This is a genomic window from Micromonospora sp. CNZ303 (assembly GCF_004345505.1).
Map to the genome: position 1 here is coordinate 394,762 of NZ_SLVT01000002.1, position 18,078 is coordinate 412,839.

14 protein-coding genes and 2 pseudogenes are annotated in these 18,078 nt (G+C 74.6%); 3 read left to right on the plus strand and 13 right to left on the minus strand.

Annotation, left to right across the window (positions count from 1 at the left end; translation table 11 throughout):
• Nucleotides 1-5: 5 nt before the first annotated feature.
• The 6 genes from topA to EV374_RS05195 form a co-directional block, all read right to left on the minus strand.
• Complete coding sequence (gene topA / locus EV374_RS05170) at nt 6-2,834, minus strand: type I DNA topoisomerase (protein WP_132232048.1); 2,829 nt, start codon at nt 2,832-2,834, stop codon at nt 6-8.
• 344 nt (nt 2,835-3,178) lie between these two features.
• On the minus strand, nt 3,179-3,889 hold the full coding sequence (locus tag EV374_RS05175) for a hypothetical protein (RefSeq protein WP_486485590.1): 711 nt from the start codon (nt 3,887-3,889) through the stop codon (nt 3,179-3,181).
• Nucleotides 3,880-4,422, minus strand: coding sequence for a hypothetical protein (locus EV374_RS05180; protein ID WP_132232050.1), 543 nt, complete (start codon nt 4,420-4,422; stop codon nt 3,880-3,882). Before EV374_RS05180 ends, EV374_RS05175 begins: the two co-directional genes overlap by 10 nt.
• 115 nt (nt 4,423-4,537) lie before the next feature.
• Nucleotides 4,538-6,892: a sodium-translocating pyrophosphatase gene (locus EV374_RS05185; RefSeq protein WP_132232052.1), complete on the minus strand. Its 2,355-nt coding sequence runs from the start codon at nt 6,890-6,892 to the stop codon at nt 4,538-4,540.
• Nucleotides 6,893-7,237: 345 nt separating this feature from the next.
• Nucleotides 7,238-7,672: an ATP-binding protein gene (locus tag EV374_RS05190; RefSeq protein ID WP_132232054.1), complete on the minus strand. Its 435-nt coding sequence runs from the start codon at nt 7,670-7,672 to the stop codon at nt 7,238-7,240.
• Complete coding sequence (locus EV374_RS05195; RefSeq protein WP_132232056.1) at nt 7,672-8,028, minus strand: anti-sigma factor antagonist; 357 nt, start codon at nt 8,026-8,028, stop codon at nt 7,672-7,674. The genes EV374_RS05190 and EV374_RS05195 overlap by 1 nt, the downstream gene beginning before the upstream one ends.
• Before the next feature lie 132 nt (nt 8,029-8,160).
• Here EV374_RS05195 and EV374_RS05200 point away from each other — a divergent pair.
• The 3 genes and pseudogenes from EV374_RS05200 to EV374_RS05210 form a co-directional block, all read left to right on the plus strand.
• Nucleotides 8,161-10,539, plus strand: a pseudogene (locus EV374_RS05200) (DEAD/DEAH box helicase); the annotation flags it as partial.
• Between the two features lie 384 nt (nt 10,540-10,923).
• Complete coding sequence (locus EV374_RS05205; protein WP_132232058.1) at nt 10,924-11,130, plus strand: hypothetical protein; 207 nt, start codon at nt 10,924-10,926, stop codon at nt 11,128-11,130.
• A gap of 397 nt (nt 11,131-11,527) precedes the next feature.
• Complete coding sequence (locus tag EV374_RS05210; protein ID WP_132232060.1) at nt 11,528-12,106, plus strand: LURP-one-related family protein; 579 nt, start codon at nt 11,528-11,530, stop codon at nt 12,104-12,106.
• Nucleotides 12,107-12,183: 77 nt separating this feature from the next.
• Here the strand turns inward: EV374_RS05210 and EV374_RS05215 are convergent, their stop codons facing one another.
• The 7 genes and pseudogenes from EV374_RS05215 to ssd all read right to left on the minus strand — a co-directional run bounded on the left by EV374_RS05215 (nt 12,184) and on the right by ssd (nt 17,871).
• Nucleotides 12,184-12,627, minus strand: coding sequence for an Rv3654c family TadE-like protein (locus tag EV374_RS05215; RefSeq protein ID WP_132232444.1), 444 nt, complete (start codon nt 12,625-12,627; stop codon nt 12,184-12,186).
• A gap of 131 nt (nt 12,628-12,758) precedes the next feature.
• The gene (locus EV374_RS05220; RefSeq protein WP_486485591.1) at nt 12,759-13,187 is read right to left on the minus strand and encodes a TadE family type IV pilus minor pilin; all 429 of its coding nucleotides are present in this window, start codon (nt 13,185-13,187) and stop codon (nt 12,759-12,761) included.
• Nucleotides 13,184-13,351: a DUF4244 domain-containing protein gene (locus EV374_RS05225; RefSeq protein WP_076470820.1), complete on the minus strand. Its 168-nt coding sequence runs from the start codon at nt 13,349-13,351 to the stop codon at nt 13,184-13,186. Before EV374_RS05225 ends, EV374_RS05220 begins: the two co-directional genes overlap by 4 nt.
• Before the next feature lie 23 nt (nt 13,352-13,374).
• Complete coding sequence (locus EV374_RS05230; RefSeq protein WP_132232446.1) at nt 13,375-14,106, minus strand: type II secretion system F family protein; 732 nt, start codon at nt 14,104-14,106, stop codon at nt 13,375-13,377.
• Nucleotides 14,107-14,162: 56 nt separating this feature from the next.
• Nucleotides 14,163-15,059 (minus strand): annotated as a pseudogene (locus EV374_RS05235) (hypothetical protein); the annotation flags it as partial.
• Nucleotides 15,060-15,559: 500 nt separating this feature from the next.
• Complete coding sequence (locus EV374_RS05240; protein WP_132232062.1) at nt 15,560-16,771, minus strand: TadA family conjugal transfer-associated ATPase; 1,212 nt, start codon at nt 16,769-16,771, stop codon at nt 15,560-15,562.
• Nucleotides 16,768-17,871, minus strand: coding sequence for a septum site-determining protein Ssd (ssd, locus tag EV374_RS05245; protein WP_132232064.1), 1,104 nt, complete (start codon nt 17,869-17,871; stop codon nt 16,768-16,770). Before ssd ends, EV374_RS05240 begins: the two co-directional genes overlap by 4 nt.
• Nucleotides 17,872-18,078: the final 207 nt, after the last annotated feature.

Genomic DNA, 18,078 nt, shown 5'->3' on the forward strand with positions numbered 1-18,078 from the left:
GGGTGTCAGTCGGGGCTGGTGGTGGCCTTTCGGGGGGCCGCCTTCTTCGCCGGGGTCTTCCTGGCGGTGGTGGCCTTGGCCGTCGTGGTCTTCTTCGCCGCCGTCGACTTGCTCGCCGCAGCCGTCTTCTTCGCCGCCGTGGCCTTCTTGGCGGGCGCCTTCTTCGCGGCGGCCTTCTTCTTCGGCGCCGGTCCCTTCGCCCGCTTCTCGGCGAGCATCTCGGAGGCCTCCTCGATGGTCAACGCCTCCGGGGTCTGGCCGCGCCGCAGCGACGCGTTCGTCTCGCCGTCGGTGACGTACGGGCCGAACCGGCCGTCCTTGATGACCAACGGCTTCTCCGTCAGCGGGTCGACGCCCATCTCCCGCAGCGGCGGCGCGGCGGCCCGGCGCTGGCGGGCCTTCGGGGCGGCCAGCAGAGCCAGCGCCTCGTCCAGCGTGACGGTGAACATCTTCTCTTCGGAGTCCAGCGAGCGGAACTCGTCACCCTGCTTGACGTACGGGCCGTAGCGGCCGTTGTTCGCGAGGACCTCGGTGCCGTCCGGGGCCACCCCGATCAGCCGGGGCAGGCTGAGCAGCTTCAGCGCCTCGTCGAAGGTCAGCGAGTCCGGCGACTGCGAGCGCAGCAGCGACGACTTGCGCTCGCCGCTGGCCACGTACGGGCCGAAGCGGCCCGACTTGAGCAGGATCGGCTCACCGGTGGCCGGGTCGTCGCCGAGCTTGCGCTCGCCCCCGCCGCCGAGGAACAGCTCGTGCACCTTCTCCGGGGTCAGTTCGTCCGGCGCCAGCCCCTCGGGGATCGGGGCCCGGTCGCCCTGACCGCCGCCCTCCTCGCCCTCGGCGGCCGGCGCCTGCTGCTCGCCCGGCACCGCCCGCTGGAGGTACGGCCCGTAGCGGCCCACCCGCACGACGACCTCGCGGCCCTCGTCGTCGGTGAACAGCGGGATCGAGTTGACGCTGCGCGCGTCGATCTCGTTGAGGTTCTCGGTGACCAGCTTCTTCAGCCCGCCCGAGCGGGCGATGTCCTGGTCACCGGCGCCGTTGGCGCTGCCGAAGTAGAACGCGGTGAGGAAGTCGACGGCGGCGTGGTCGCCACCGGCGATCTCGTCCAGCTCGTTCTCCATGCTGGCGGTGAAGTCGTAGTCGATCAGGCGCGGGTAGTGCCGCTCCAGCAGGCCGATCACGGCGAAGGCCAGGAAGGTCGGGATCATCGCCTGGCCGCGCTTGGTCACGTAACCGCGGTCCTGGATCGTCTGCATGATCGACGCGTACGTCGACGGGCGGCCGATGCCCAGCTCCTCCAGTGCCTTCACCAGCGACGCCTCGGTGTAGCGCGACGGTGGCTGGGTGTGGTGGCCCTGCGCGGCCAGCTCGTCAGCGGTGAGCGGCTGGCCCTTGACCAGGTTGGGCAGGCGACGCTCGGCGTCCTCGGCCTCGGCGTTCTCGTCGTCGCTGGACTCGACGTACGCCCGCAGGAAGCCCGGGTCGGTGATGGTCTTGCCGGTCGCGCCGAAGTCGGCCTCCTCCTGGGCGGAGGAGACGGCGCGGATGCGCACCGAGACGCTGGAGCCGACGGCGTCGGTCATCTGCGAGGCGATGGTGCGCCGCCAGATCAGCTCGTAGAGCTTGAACTCCTCGGCGGAGAGCTCCTTGGCCACGTCGCCCGGGGTGCGGAAGTTGTCCCCCGCCGGGCGGATCGCCTCGTGCGCCTCCTGCGCGTTCTTCACCTTGCCGGTGTAACGGCGCGGCTCCGGCGGCACGCTGCGCTCGCCGTACAGCTCGACGATCTGCCGGCGGGCCGCCGCGATGGCGGTCTCCGACAGGTTCACCGAGTCGGTACGCATGTAGGTGATGTAGCCGTTCTCGTAGAGCCGCTGCGCGGTGCGCATCGTCTGCTGCGACGAGAACCGCAGCTTGCGGGCCGCCTCCTGCTGGAGGGTCGAGGTGATGAACGGCGCGTACGGGCGGCGGCGGTAGGGCTTCTCCTCGACCCGGGTGACGGTGAACGGCCGGCCCTCCAAGCGGGCCGCGAGGCCCCGGGCGCCGCCGGCGTCGAGGTGCACCACGCCCGCGCCGGCCTTCACCCGGCCGGTGGTCGGCTCGAAGTCCTTGCCGGTGGCGATCCGGTCGCCGTTCAGCGCGACCAGGGTGGCGTTGAAGTTGCGGGGCCCCTCGCCGGCGTCCGCCACGGCCAGGGTGGCCAGAATGTCCCAGTACTCCGCCGTGCGGAAGGCCATCCGCTGCCGCTCGCGCTCCACCACGATCCGCGTCGCCACGGACTGCACCCGGCCCGCCGAGAGCTTCGGCATGACCTTCTTCCACAGCACGGGCGAGACCTCGTAGCCGTAGAGGCGGTCGAGGATGCGCCGGGCCTCCTGGGCGTCGACCAGGTCCCGGTCGATCTCGCGGGGGTTGGCCACCGCGGCCTGGATGGCCGGCTTGGTGATCTCGTGGAAGACCATCCGCTTGACTGGCACCTTCGGCTTGAGCGTCTCCACCAGGTGCCAGGCGATCGCCTCGCCCTCGCGGTCCTCATCCGTCGCCAGGAAGATCTCGTCGACCTCCTTGGCCAGCTTCACCAGCTTGCTGATCTGCTGCTTGCGGTCGGCGGAGACCACGTAGAGAGCGTGGAAGCCGTTGTCGACGTCCACCCCGAGCCGGGCCCACGACTCGCCCTTGTACTTGGCCGGCACGTCGGCGGCGTTGCGCGGGAGGTCCCGGACGTGGCCGAAGCTGGCCTCCACGACGTACCCCGGGCCGAGATAGCCCGAGATCGTCTTGGCCTTCGCCGGTGACTCGACGATGACCAGACGGGTGGTTCCAGCGTTGCTCGGCACGTCTCTCCCCGACCTCACTCCTGCTCGCAGCCACCGGCGCCCGGTTCGGGGCCACTTTCGGCCCGCCGACCCCCGGCGGCCCGGATGTCCAACGTAACGCGCCGCCCGCGTTTCGGGTTTCGCGGGCGGCAAACCGTCCCGGCGGGGCGGCCTCTTTCTCCGCCGGCGGCGGGGCGTGCCGGACGGCGCCACCGTACACCGTGCGTGTGCCGCCGGGCGGGACACTGTGACGATGGCGGACCCTCGGCCGAGGCGTCACCCGGCTGTTTTCCGCGAAATTGCGCACTTGTTGTCCCTCATCGGACAGGCCCGACCGGCGCGACGAGGCGGGCGCCGGCGGGCGGTCAGGAGCGGGCCGGCCAGTCGGTCGCGGGGGCGGCGGGCGGCGGGTCGCCCACCAGCTCGGACAGGCGGGCGAGCCGCCGCCGGCCGGTGATCCGGTACGCGGGCCCGCCCTCGCCGGGCCCGAGCAGCGCCCCGGCCAGGCCGACCGCGTCGAGCGCCCCGCCGACCGGCCCCCAGCACTCCTCGTCGGCGGCGCCGAGCCGGAGCAGGAAGCCGGACGGCTCGGCGGCCCCCGCCGCGGCGAGCCAGAGCCGCAGCCGCCGCCCGTTGAGGTGGAAGCCGGCGGGCGGGCGCTTGCCCGTACCGCGCAGCCAGGCCGCCGCGAGCGGCTTCAGCGTGCGGGCGTACGAGGTGCGCACCGCGTGCCGCCCGTCGGCGGTCGCCTCCCAGGTGGCCGCCACCCCGCGCAGCGCCAGCTCGGCGACGAGGACGTGCACCCGCCAGGCCGCGTCGACCACGATCGAGAGCCGGGCCGTGCCGCCCATCCGGACCGCCTCGCCCGGGCCGGCCAGCAGCCCGGCGAGATCGGCGATGGACGGGTCCGCCGCCTCCGCGCCGAAGAAGGTCAGCTGCCGGGCGGACTCGTCGGCGTCGGCCGGCGGGGGCGGTACGGGTCGGCGGGCGACCGGCGCGACCCGGTCCGTGGGGGCCGGGAAGAGCACCGGCAGCACTTCGCCGCCCGACGGGTCACCGGTCCCGCTCAGCGACACTCCGGCACCTCGTCGAAGGCGCGTTTCAACTCCTCGGAGTTGAGCTGGCTGGTGTCGAGCGCGCTGGCGTCGTACTCCTTGTTCAGGGTGTCCACGGCGGCCCGGACGCCGTCGTAGAAGACGGTGGGCTGGCCGGTGCCCAGCCCGTCGATGGTGTCGCGGGCCCTGCCGTACGCGTCGCGCACCTTCGCCAGCGAGGCCTGGAAGCCCGCCGAGACCTCCTCGCCGCGCTCGGCGTCCGGGACGCCGGCCTCCTCGACCTTGCGCCGGGCGGTCTCGCTGGCCTGCTCCGCGCCGCCGAAGAGCCGCACCAGGTTCTCCTTCGCCTGCGCCGGGGTGGTCTGGGCGGTCATCTGCTGGTCGGTGCTGCTGGTCAGCTTGCTGATCTCGGCCCGCCACGGGGTGAGCGCGGAGCAGACCGACGCCGCCCACGACCGGGAGTTGGGGCCGCCGCCGCATCCGGCGAGCACGAGAACGAGCGTGGCCAGGACCACCGTGAGCTTTCCGGCGGCTGCCGCCCGGCACGTGCGCATGCGTTGCAGCGTACGGCCTCTGTCGAGTCCGGGCACCGGACAGGTTTGCCGGGTGGCACGGGGTGGTCCCCGGCCGACCGCGCGGGCCGACCGGGGACCTCCGATGCCGGACGGATCAGGCGTTGACCGTCTCGGGCCGCTGGTCCGGGCTGCCCGCGCCCGTGCCGGAGTCGGCGTCGGACATGGCCACGCCCTTGCGCTTGCTGAACACCACCGCCGCGGCGATGATCAGCGTCGCTGCCACGGCGATCCCCACCCGCAGGGCGGTGTTCCGCTCGTCACCCACGCTCCAGGCCACCACGGCCGGCGCGATCAGCAGCGAGACCAGGTTCATCACCTTGATCAGCGGGTTGATCGCCGGGCCGGCGGTGTCCTTGAACGGGTCGCCGACGGTGTCGCCGATGACCGTGGCGGCGTGCGACTCGGAGCCCTTGCCGCCGTACGCGCCGTCCTCGACGAGCTTCTTGGCGTTGTCCCAGGCGCCGCCGGAGTTGGACAGGAAGACCGCCATCAGCGTGCCGGCGCCGATCGCACCGGCCAGGTACGCCGCCAGCGCGCCCGGCCCGAGGCCGAAGCCCACCGCGATCGGCGCGAGGATGGCGAGCAGACCGGGGGTCATCAGCTCGCGCTGCGCGTCCCGGGTGCAGATGTCGACGACCTTGCCGTACTCGGGGCGCTGGGTGCCGTCCATGATGCCGGGCAGCTCGCGGAACTGCCGGCGTACCTCCATCACGACCGCGCCCGCCGAGCGGGAGACCGCGTTGATGGCCAGGCCGGAGAAGAGGAACACCACCGCCGCGCCGATGATCAGGCCGACCAGGTTGCGCGGGTTCGCCACGTTCAGCGAGTTGAGGATCTCGGTGCCAACGTCACCCACCCCGGCGTCCGAGTACGCGGTGCGCAGCGTGTCGGTGTACGAGCCGAACAGCGCCGTAGCGGCGAGCACCGCCGTGGCGATCGCGATGCCCTTGGTGATCGCCTTGGTGGTGTTGCCGACCGCGTCGAGCTCGGTGAGCGTCCGGGCGCCGTGCTCGTCGATGTCACCGGACATCTCGGCGATGCCCTGGGCGTTGTCGGAGATCGGGCCGAAGGTGTCCATGGCGACGATCACGCCGACCGTGGTGAGCAGGCCGATGCCGGCCATCGCCACGGCGAACAGGGACAGCGTGATGGAGCTGCCGCCGAGCAGGAACGCACCGAACACGCCGGCACCGATGAGCAGCGCCGAGTAGACCGCCGACTCCAGGCCGATGCTGATGCCGGCGAGGATGACGGTGGCGGCGCCCGTCTGGGAGCTCTTGCCGATGTCCTGCACCGGGCGCCGGTTGGTCTCGGTGAAGTAGCCGGTCAGCGCCTGGATCGCCGCCGCCAGCACGATGCCGATGACGACCGCGCCGATGGCGACCACCCGCGGGTTCTCGTCGAGGTCGGTCAGCCCGCCCTCCAGCTCGGCGAAGGTGGCCGGCAGGTACGCATACGTGGCGATCGCCACCAGCACCGCGGAGAGCACCGCCGAGATGTAGAAGGCCCGGTTGATCGCGGTCAGGGCGTTGCGGTCGGAGGCGCGCAGCCGGGTGACGAAGACGCCGACGATCGCGATGAGCACGCCGATGGTGGAGACGATCAGCGGGAAGACCAGGCCCTGCTCGCCGAAGGCGGCGCGGCCGAGGATCAGCGCGGCGACCAGGGTGACCGCGTACGACTCGAAGAGGTCGGCGGCCATGCCGGCGCAGTCACCGACGTTGTCGCCCACGTTGTCGGCGATGGTGGCGGCGTTGCGCGGGTCGTCCTCGGGGATGCCCTGCTCGACCTTGCCGACCAGGTCGGCGCCGACGTCGGCGGCCTTGGTGAAGATGCCGCCGCCGACCCGCATGAACATGGCGAGCAGCGCGGCGCCGAAGCCGAAGCCCTCCAGCACGGTCGGCGCGTCGCTGCGGTAGAACAGCACGACCAGCGCGGCGCCGAAGAGGCCGAGGCCGACGGTGAGGAAGCCGACCACGCCACCGGTGCGGAAGGCGATCTTCATCGCGGCCTCCCGGCCGCCTTCGCGCTCCCGGGCGGCGGCGGCGACCCGCAGGTTGGCGCGGGTGGCCAGCCACATGCCGGCGCCGCCGATGAACGCGCTGAACAGCGCGCCCACGACGAAGAAGACGGACCGGCCGATCTTCACCGCCACTTCGCTGCCGTCGGTGCCGTGCACCGGCAGCAGGAAGAGCAGCACCACGGCGATGACCACGAAGATCGCCAGGGTCCGGAACTGCCGGAGCAGGTAGGCCGAGGCGCCCTCCTGGACCGCGCCGGAGATCTCCTGCATTTTGTTGGTGCCCTTGCCGGCGGCCAGTACGGCCTTCGTCAGCGCGCCGGCGAAGGCGAGCGCCACCAGCGCGATGACCGCGGCGATGACGACGTACGTGACGTTGTTTCCGGTGAGGGAGATCCCGCCGCCCTCGGCGGCCAAGGTGTCGGACATCTGTGTCCTCCTGTACCGAACGCTCGCGCCGGCCGGTGGAGACGCACCGACCCGGCGCCTGGATGCGGAGTCGCAAGCGCGCGCCACTCCACCCCGGCCGGACCAGCGATGAACAACCGTTCCCGCTGGCCGCGGGATGGATCACTTGCTGACAACTCGCGTACTCTAGCCCTCCACAGTGTTGGAGGTCACACCGAGGGGGCACCGCGCCGTGATGATCTTCGTCGCTGTGTTATGAGGAAAAATCTGATATAGGAGCCCATCCATGCCAATGAGGCCGCGCCCCGGCGGGACACGGCCTCTCACGGCGTACGACGCCCTCGGCGAGGGCGGTGGAAGATCAGCTCACCGGCCGACGGGCCAGACCATCCGCACCTCGGTGCCGATGCCCTCGTCGACCGGGCGCACCTGGAGGTCCTCGACGAAACCGGCCAGCAGCGCGAAGCCCACGCCGGTGGTGAGGTCGTCCTCGTCGAGCGACTCGTTGGCGAGCTGGTCGGCGTTGAGCGCCGCCAGGCCGAGACCGGCCTCGATCGGCGCGCGGTCGACGACGCGCACCGCGTACGCGCCAGTGTCGGACATCTCGACGAGCACGGGCTCGGACACGCCGTACTGGCGGTGCAGGGCGACCGCGCGGGTGCACGCCTCGCCGATGGCCAGCCGTACCTCGTCCAGCAGCTCCTCGCGGACCCCGGCCCGCCGGGCGACCGCCACGCCGACCAGGCGCGCGGTGCGCACGTGCACCGGGGCCGGCGAGAAGGAGAGCTTGACCGTGGCCATCAGACGCCGGTGCCGGCCGGGTCGGTGCCGACCGCCGCGTCGACCGTGGGATGCAGCGGGAAGACCTGGTCGAGCGCGGTGATCCGGAAGATCTTGAGCAGCGGCTCCTTGTCGCAGACCAGGGCGAACGAGCCGCTGGCGGCGCGCAGCCGCTTGAGCGCACCGACCAGCACGCCCAGCCCGGTGGAGTCGAGGAAGTCCACCCGGCCCAGGTCGACCACGACGTGACAGGCCCCACCGTCGATCAGCTCGAGGAGCCGTTCCCGTAGCCGGGGCGCGGTGTAGACGTCCACCTCACCGCCGACTTCGAGCACCGTGTGCTCGCCCACGGTGCGGGTCGCCAGCGACAGCTCCATCGGTCCTCCCTCGCAAGAGCCGTAAACTCTCCTGGGCATCTAACCATCCCCGCCGGAGACCGGCTCTGCTCACCGGCGGAGCCTCCCCTTACCCCGGGCCCCCGCTTTCCATCTCCGAACACCAGTGCGAGAGTGCAGGACGTGACCACCGACGGCTCCAGCTCGGCGTACCCGGCGCCGCGCCACGACCTGAAGCCGTCGCCCGACCACTCCGGCCCGGCGCCCGCCGACCTGCTGGGCCGGCTGCGCGCCCGCGCCGGCGCCGACCCGGTCACCCACGTCGAGCGGGTGCCGGCACGGGCCGGCGAGCCCGCCCCGTGGCCGGACTGGGCACCGGAGGAACTGCGCGCGGCGCTCGCCCGACGCGGCGTGATCGCGCCCTGGCGGCACCAGGCGGAGGCGGCCACCCTGGCGTACGACGGCCGGCACGTCGTGGTGGCCACGGGCACCGCGTCCGGCAAGTCCCTGGCCTACCAGCTTCCCGCGCTGGCCACCCTGCTCGCCGACCCCCGGGCCACCGTGCTCTACCTGGCGCCGACGAAGGCGCTCGCCGCCGACCAGTTGCGCGCCGTCGCCGCGCTGGAGCTGGAGGGGGTACGCCCCGCCTGTTACGACGGCGACACCCCGCGCGCCGAACGGGAGTGGATCCGCAAGCACTCCCGGTTCGTGCTGACCAACCCCGACATGCTGCACCACGGCATCCTGCCCGGGCACGCCCAGTGGTCCGGTTTCCTGCGCCGGCTCACGTACGTGGTGATCGACGAGTGCCACACCTACCGGGGGGTCTTCGGCTCGCACGTCGCGCACGTGCTGCGCCGGCTGCGGCGGCAGTGCGCCCGGTTCCGCAGCACACCCGTCTTCGTACTGGCCTCGGCCACGTCCGGCGACCCGGCGACGGCCGCCGGACGGCTCACCGGGCTGCCCGTAACCGCCGTCACCGAGGACACCTCGCCCCGCGGCGGGGTGACGTTCGCGCTCTGGGAGCCGCCGCTGCTGCCACGGGACTCCGCCGCCGACCAGCAGGCGGACCTCACCCAGGTCCGCCGGTCGGCGCTGCGGGAGACGGCCGACCTGCTCGCCGACACGGTCGCCGAGGGGGTACGCACCCTGGCCTTCGTACGTTCCCGGCGCGGCGCCGAGGTGGTCGCGGCGAACGCCCGCCGTTCCCTCGACGAGGCGGTGCCCGGGCTCGGCGACCGGGTGGCCGCCTACCGGGCCGGCTACCTGCGCGAGGAGCGACGCGAACTGGAACGGGCGCTGCTGCACGGCGACCTGCTCGGGCTGGCCTCGACCAACGCGCTGGAGCTGGGCGTCGACCTGGTCGGCCTCGACGCGGTGCTGATCTGCGGCTACCCGGGCACCCGCGCCTCCCTGTGGCAGCAGGCCGGCCGGGCGGGGCGCTCCGGGCAGGAGGCGCTCGCCGTGCTGGTCGCCCGGGACGACCCGCTCGACACCTATCTCGTGCACCATCCCGAGGCGGTGTTCGGACGGCCGGTGGAGGCGACCGTGCTCGACCCGGCCAACCCGTACGTGCTGGCACCGCAGCTCGCCTGCGCCGCGGTCGAGGCGCCGCTGACCCCCGACGACCTGGCGCTCTTCGGTGACGGGGCGAAGGAGGCGGTGGACCAACTGGTGGCGGCGGGGGCGCTGCGGCAGCGGCCGACCGGCTGGTACTGGCGGCACCGGGAGCGGCCGGAGGTGGACCTGCGCGGCGAGGGCGGCGCGCCGGTCTGCGTGGTGGAGGCGGCGACCGGTCGGCTGCTCGGCACCGTCGACGGCGGCTCGTCGCACTTCCTGCTCCACCCCGGCGCGGTCTACCTGCACCAGGGCGTCTCCCACGTGGTCGACTCGCTCGACCTGGCCGACGGATGCGCGCTGGTGCACCCCGAGGAGCCGGACTGGTCCACCCACGCCCGCGACGTCACCTCGCTGTCGGTGGTGTCGGTCCGCTCGTACGTGGACGCCGGCCCCGTCGGGCTCTTCCTCGGCGAGGTCGACGTGACCAGTCAGGTGGTGTCGTACCAGCGGCGACGGATCGCCACCGGCGAGGTCATCGACACCCGCCCGCTGGACCTGCCGGCCCGGGAACTGCGTACCGTCGCGGTCTGGTTCACCCTGTCGCCGCAGTCCCTGACGGCCGCCGACGTGGAACCCGCCGACGTGCCGGGCGCGCTGCACGCCGCCGAGCACGCCGCGATCGGTCTGCTGCCGCTCACCGCGACCTGCGACCGCTGGGACATCGGCGGACTGTCGACGGCGGCGCACCCGGACACCGAGGCCCCGACGGTCTTCGTCTACGACGGGCACCCGGGTGGGGCGGGCTTCGCCGAGCGCGCGTACGGGACGGCGGCAGCCTGGCTGCGGGCCACCCGCGACGCGATCGCGGAGTGCGGCTGCGAGGCGGGCTGCCCGTCCTGCGTGCAGTCCCCGAAGTGCGGCAACGGCAACAACCCGCTCTCCAAGCCGGACGCCGTCAAGGTGCTGGACGTGGTGCTCGCGAACCTGCCCGACGGCGTACCGGCACCCCGCCTGGCCGGCGCCTCGCCCGGCGCTCCGTCCGTCAGCCCGTCTGGCGGCTCGGCCGGGGTTGCGTCCGTCAGCTCGACCGGCGGCGATGTCGCGGTTCCGGGACGCGGTGCGGTTCGGGACGCCGTGCCTCCGGGCGGGCCTATGGTCCCGGGGGAACGCGTCGCTCCCGACGACGCCGCCCCGGGCGGCCCCGGAGGTCCGGGTGGCGCCCCGTCCCGGGTGGTGGAGACCGGCTCGGAGGCCGCCCCCGTCCCGGGTGGTGGAAGACAGGCATAGAAACCCTTCGCTCGGGGCAAAACGAATACGTGGGAGCGCTTCCATCGCTGCTCGCGGACCCTTGCCGTGCTTCCCGTCGAAGGAGGAGTCGTGGCCGACACCATCGCCGAGACCGTCGACCTGCTCTACACGATCAACCAGGAGGAACTCACTCCCGACCAGCAGATCGCCCTGGGCACCGCGCTGGCCAGCCTGGCGCAGGCCGAGCGCCTGGAGCAGATCAACGAGCGGCTGCGCAGCATCCACCAGGTCCTGAACGCGTGGGCGCTCAAGGCCACGGTCGACGGAGGCCGATGAACCCGCTCCGCACCGCACAAGCATGGCCGCAGCCGGGTTCCGCTCGGGGCGGGGCTGCGGGGTCGGGGCGCGGCAGGGTTCCCGGGGTTGGTGGTGGTTGCCGGCCCGGGGAGGAACCGACCACGGCGGACGCGGCCGTCGTGGGGTTGCCGGCCCGGGGAGGAACCGACCACGACGGGCGCCGCCGTCGCGGGGTTGCCCGTCGGACGGCGCCGCCGGGCCGGCACGGTACGGGTCGGGCAGCGAGGCAGGAGCCGGGCGGGGTAGCGGAGGCCGGCGGGAACCGCCGTGTGCTGGCAGGACGGGCCGCGTAGCCTGCGGGAAGGGACGCGTGACCTGTCGGCGGCGGCACGGGTGAAGCTGTGCGACACTCCGGCGACCCCTCGAAGGAGAACCCATGCAACTCGAGAACTTGCAGGCCCAGCAGCAGTTCCACATCCGGCAACGGCTCCGGATGATGGTGAACCAGTACGAGGTCCACGCCGTGGCACCGGACGGCTCCGAAGGCGGCCTGCTGGCGTTCGCCCAGCAGAAGCGGCTCGCCTTCAAGGAGCAGGTGACGATCTACACCGACGACTCGAAGCAGCAGCCCCTGCTCGGGTTCAAGGCCCGCCAGCGCCTCGACATCGGTGCCACGTACGACGTGACCGACCACGCCGGCAACCCGATCGGCCTGTTCCGCAAGGACTTCGCCCAGTCCCTGCTGCGGTCCACCTGGCACGTCGAGCAGGCCGGCCTGCCGCAGGTCACCGGCCAGGAGCGCAGCATGCCGGTGGCGCTGCTGCGCCGGTTCGTCGACTCGCTGTCCTGGCTGCCCTACCACTTCGACTTCGTCGCGGGCGGTCAGCCGGTCTTCTCCGTCATCAAGCAGTGGGGCCTGCGCGACCGGTACGTCGTCCAGATCCACAACCCGCAGGTCGACCGCCGCCTCGTGATCGCGATGGCCGTCGCCCTCGACGCCCTCCAGGGACGCTGATCCACCCGGGTCGGGGTGCCGACTCCCGTCGCCCCGGCCCGGTCGGTGTTGGAGGTGCTGCCCGACATCCTGGCCGCTCAGCCACGGACCGGGCCGGCGCGGGCGCTGGCCGCCGCGACCCGCGCCAGGCCGGGCAGCGGGGTGACGGCCACCTCTGCGGTCACCAGGATGTCGAGGCCGTCGAGTCGACAGGCGAGCAGCCGGCCACCGTTGGCGGCGGTGATCTCGGCAGCCCGGCCGCAGGCCGCCGGCTCGCCCAGGAGTGCCTCGCCGGCACCGGCCAGCGCGCCGAAGTCCGCCGCCACCCGGGCCTGCTGCCGGGCCGTCCGGGCCGCGCCGACGGCGGCACCGAACAACCCGACCATGACGAAAGCCAGCCCCACGGCGAGCAGGCAGACGGTCGCCCCACCACGCTCCCCCGCCCGCCCCGCCGCACTTCGCGGCCCTCCCGCCGCGCTCCCCCTGCGCTGCCACCGCGCTGCCACCGCGTCCTCACGCCCCACCGTCGCGCTTCCCCGCACTCCCGCCGCGCTCTCACGGACTTCCACCTCGGTAAGGGTCGCGGGCCAGCCGGGCCAGCCACTCCCGTCGCCCTGCCGGTCAGGGTTCTGCCGGTCAGGGTTCTGCCGGTAGCGGCCTCCGGTCCGTCCCGTCACGGTCCTTCCTCCGCCGGCTCGACGCCCGGAGGCGCAGGCTCCGCAACACCGGGCCCCACGGCGTCCGTCCCCACGACACCGGGTTCCACCGCCGCGACCGCCGTCGCCGCTACGGAGATCCGGGGCAGCCGGGAGCCGAGCGCGCGTACGGGCGCCCGGACGGTGGCGACGACCCGCTGACCGTCGACGGTGACGGTCACCTCCGCTCCCGGCGGCGCCGCCCGGCTGGCAGCGGCCGCCCCGTCGGCGCCCCGGGAGGCAGCCAGTGCCGCCTCCCGGGCCGCGTGCAGGCAACCCGCTCTCGTGCCGACGGCGTTGACGGCCGAGAGCCCGGCGAGCAGGAGCAGCAGGAGCGCCGGCAGGCCGGCCGCCAGTTCGGCGGTGAAGGAACCCCGGTCACGGCCGACCGGCCGGCGCCCGGTCACTTGAGCGCCCGGTCGATGACGGCGGTCAACGCGGACTGCACGTTGCCGGAGGTCAGCACCTTCAGCAGGATCCCGGCGAAGGCGACCGCGGCTAGGGTGCCGACGGCGTACTCGGCGGTGTTCATACCGGCGTCCCCGCGCAGGCGGGCGAGCAGTTTGCGCATGTTCCTGTCCTTTCTCGAACTGGTCAGAGCACGTCACCGAGGACGGCGACGATCACCGGCACCAGGCCGGCGAGAATGAAGGCCGGCAGGAAGCAGAGCCCCAGCGGCAGGACGATGAGCACGCCGGCGCGGCGGGCGGCCGCCTCCGCGGCCGTGGAGCGGTCGGCGCGGAGGTCGTCGGCGAGTCGGGTCAGCGCACCGGCCAGCGCGGCTCCGCTGTTCGCGCTGCGAAGCACGGCGGCCGTCAGCCGCTCGGCCCCCGGCACCGGCGCGAGCGGAGCCCATGCCTCCTCGGGGCCACCGCCGAGCCGCAGCAACCGGCCGACCCGGGCGAGCCGGGCGGCGAGCGGCCCGTCGAGCGCCCCGGCCACGGCCAGGATCGACCGGTCCACGGGCGCTCCCGCCCGCATGGCCGCCGCCAGCAGGTCGGCGGCGAGCGGAAGATCGGCCGCCTCGCGCAGCCGCCGGTTCCGCACGGCCGGGGGCTCGATCCGACGAAGCAGCCGGTCGAGCAGCAGCGTCGTCGGCACGGCCGCCACCACCCCGGGCCAGCCGCCGACGATCACGGCGACGGCCACGCCGCCCAGACCGGATGCGACGCGGATGGCGTCCGGCCGACGCCGAGGCGGGACGCCACCGGTCGGGTCGTCGTCGGGACCGACCGCTCGGCGGAGCGAGGCGGCCGGGTGCACGCCGACCGGCGCCCGGCGCAGCGCGCGCAGCCGGCGCAGGGGCCGCCGCCCCGCCGCGAGCATCGCGGCGAGCAGGACCGCCGCCGCCACGAAGCCCACTGCCAGCGCCATCCGGGGCATCAGCTCACCCGTCCCGGCGACGCGCCGAGCCGCTCGGCCCAGAACAGTCCCGCGACCTGGAGCGCGATGGCGACGACCGCGCACGCACCACCGACGGGGGTGTGCAGCAGCACCGCCACCGGATCGACGCCGATGCCGTAGCCGAGCCCGATGCCGCCGAGCGGCAGGGCGGCGAGCAGCAGAGCGGTGGCCCGTGCCCCGGCCGCCTGGGCCTCCGCCGCAGCCAGTCCACGGTCGGTCGAGCGGGCGTCCGCCTCGACCCGCTCCAGCAACTCCGCCAGCGGCGCACCCGTCTGGTCGGCGAGGCGTACGGCCGCGCGGGCCAGTCGATCCAGGCGCCCCGCCCCGCCCCGCTCGTCGCGGGCCGCCGCGTCGCCGCCCGGGGATCCGCGATCGGTTCCCGCCGGGCCGGGGGTGAGCCGTTCGGCGGCGACCGGTACCGGCAGGCCGGCCCGGAGGTCCGCGGCCAGCCCGCAGAGCTGGTCCAGCCGGTGCCGCCGGGCCCGGACGGCGTACCGGCCGTCCCTGCGTCGGAGCAGCGCGCGAGCGGCCAGGGTGCCGTAGGCGCCGACGGCCACCGCCGCGACCGGACCGGCCAGCAGCAGCCCGACCCCGGCGCCGGCCGACGCGGCGAACAGCAGGGTGCGCCTCGGGGACGCCGCCAGCGCGTCCGGCCGGAGCCACCCCGGTCGGCGCCCCTCGCCGGGCGGATCGGTCACCGCGCCGGGCCGGCGCGGCGGGGTAGCCGCCGGGGCGGGCGTGCCGCCGGGTCGCCGGGCGTCCCGCCGACCGGGTGGCCGGACCCGACCGGGGTCTCCGCCACCGCGCGGCGTGTCCCGGTGGGCGAGGTGGCGCTCGGGTCGGGTCGGGCCCACAGGTCGCGTCAGCCGAGGACCGCCATCCCCTTCTCGCCCAACGCCACGGTCGTCTCCGGCCGCCCAGGGCCAGGGCGACCGGTCGGCCACGTCCCGTGACGCCCACCGATCCCCGCCGAACGCCTCGGCGCTCGGGTGGTCGTCAAGGCGCAGGTCAAGGTCGGTGGCCGAGGCCGCTGGCTCGCGCCCACTTCCGGGAGCCCCGCTGGCCGGGACGTCCGGGCCTGCCGGCGACTGCCGGAGCCGAGCCCGGGACTCGTCGCGCGGGTCGCGACGAGCGACGGCCGGCGGGCGAGGAACACCCTCGCCGGTGTGCGCCGCCGTGCCGTCCACGCCCCGACCGGGTGTCTGGCGCAGCTCGGTGACCCAGGCGACGAGCGGGTCCTCCCCGCCGGAACGCGCGCTCCCGCCGACGCCGGTGGCAAGCACGCCCCGCCGGATCCGGCCACCACGCACCGCCCCGGCCACCAGCACCGCCGTCACCAGGACCGAGAGCAGCGCCACCAGCGCGTACGGGGCGGTCACTTCGGTCCCGCCGATCCGGGCCACGGCTCGGTCAGAACCGGCGGAACCGGTACGGCCCGCTCCCGCAGCAGGTCGGCGAGCGCCTGGGCGGCGCGGTCAGGCCCTCGCCCGCGTACCCAGGCGGGAACCGCCGTAACCAGCCGGTCCGGGCCCTCCGGCAGGAGCAGGCAGACCGATTCCAGTACGCGCCCCTCGGTGTTCCGGCGCACCTGGAGCAGCACCTGGAGTGCGGCGGCCACCTGGGCGTGGAGCGCGGCACGGGGCAGTCCGCCGAGCATCCCGAGGGCCTCCAGCCGCGCCGGCACGTCCGACGGGGCGTTGGCGTGCAGGGTGCCGGCTCCGCCGTCGTGGCCGGTGTTCAGGGCGGCGAGCAGGTCGACCACCTCCCCGCCCCGGCACTCGCCGACCACCAGTCGGTCGGGCCGCATCCGCAGGGCCTGCCGCACGAGGTCGGTCAGCCCGACCGCGCCGGAGCCCTCCACGTTGGCCGTCCTCGCCTGCAACCCGACGACGTGCGGGTGCTGGGGATGCAGCTCGGCCGCGTCCTCCACCAGCACGATCCGTTCGGTGGCGGGGACCAGTCCGAGCAGCGTGTTCAGCAAGGTCGTCTTGCCGGAGCCGGTGCCGCCCGTCACCAGGTACGCCAGCCGGGCCGCCACCACGGCGGAGAGCACCGGCGCCACCGGCCTGGGCACCGTCCCCCGGCTCACCAACTCGTCGAGAGTGAAGGGCCGTTGCCGGAAGGTCCGCAGGGACAGGTAGGGCCCGTCGGTCGCCACCGGCGGCAGCACGGCGTGCAGCCGGGTGCCGTCGGGAAGCCGGGCATCCGCGTACGGGGAACCGTCGTCGAGCCGCCGACCGGCGCTGGCGGCGAGCCGCTGCGCGAGCCGGCGTACGTCGTCCACCGTGCCGATCGGCACCGCGACCTGGTGCAGACCCCGCCCCCGGTCGACCCAGACCCGGACGCCGTTGACCAGCACGTCGGTGACCTCCGGGTCGGCCAGCAACGGGGCGAGCGGACCGGCTCCCACCAGGTCGTCGTGCACCTGGACGGCCATCCGCAGCACGGCGGTGTCGCCGAGGACGGCGGCGGTGGGCTCCGCCCGTACGGCAGAAACGATCGCGGCGGCGGTGACCGGCGTCGCCGCGGCGGCCATGCGCTGTCGCACCCGGGCGGCGAGGGTGTCGCCCTCGGACGGCCCGGTCATGCCGCACCCGCCGCCGGCGCGCCGGTCAGTTCGGCGACGATCCGCTGGCAGAGCGCCGCCAGCGGGCCTCGGCCGTGCGCGGCCGGCGCCTCGCCCCGCTCCAACCCGCGAGCCAGCGCCGGTTCCGGGCGCAGCGTGCCGGCCAACGGCAGCCCAAGCGCCCGGGCCACCTCCGCCGCTCCCAGGCGGCCCGGTGCCGGACCGCGCACGATCACCGACATCGCGGTGCAGTGCGGGGCGGCGGCCGCCACCACCCGGGCCGCCGCGGCGGTGGCCCGCAACTCGGCCGGGACCACCACGTAGACCTGGTCCGCCGCCTGCAGCGCGGTCACGGCCGCGTCGTCCAGCTGCCGGGGCAGATCGACCACCACGAGGTCCCGGCCCCGCCGGGCGGCGTCGACGGTCGCCGCCATCGCCTGGGCGGGGAGGGCGAGCAGGTCGCCCCGGTCCCAGGAGAGCACCACCAGGTCGCCCCGGCTCGGCAGGGCCCGTACCAGCGCCGGCGCGTCCACCCGGCCGTCGGCGCCGGTCAGCGCCGGCCAGCGCAGCCCTTCCAACTGCTCCCAGCCGAGCACCAGATCGAGCCCGCCGCCGAGCGGGTCGGCGTCGACGAGCAGGGTACGCAGCCGGGCCCTGGCGCCCGTGACGGCGAGCCCGCCCGCCAGGATGCTCGCCCCGGCGCCGCCCCGCCCGCCCAGGACCGCGACGATCCGGGCGCCGCCCCGCTCGACGCCCTCCGGCCCGCACTCGGCGAACCGGTCGACCAGCCAGGGCTCGGCGGCGGGCAGCGTCGCCACGTGCTCGGCGCCGATCAGCTCGGCGACCTGCCAGCCGGGATCGAGCTCCCCGGACCGCCCGACCAGCACCATCCGGGGCCGCTGCGGCAGCCGCGCCCGCAGGCAGTGCTGGGCCTGGTCGGCGCCGACCAGCACGAGCGGGGCCGGCAGCCAGCGAGTGCGGGCCGCAGCGGGGTCGGCGGCGAGTTCCACCTCGACTCCGCCCGCCGCGGCGAGCCGCAGCAGGTCGTCGAGCAGGTCGCCGTCCGAGGTGACGAGCAGCGGCCGGGGCCGGTGCGGCGGGACGGAGGTACGGGGTGGCATCGCGGCCTCCAGCGGTCGGGCTCGGGGTTGCTGATCCGAGACCCTGCTCCGACGCCACCCCGAACGCCGCCCCGTCCCCACAGCCTGTGGACAACCGCGCGCCCTGTGGACAACGCCCGCCGGGCGAGTCGATCTGCTATGGCCCCGGGCGGATCACAGCGCCTCCCAGCTCCCGAACACCCCGCCTACCGCCGGGGCGGCGCGGGC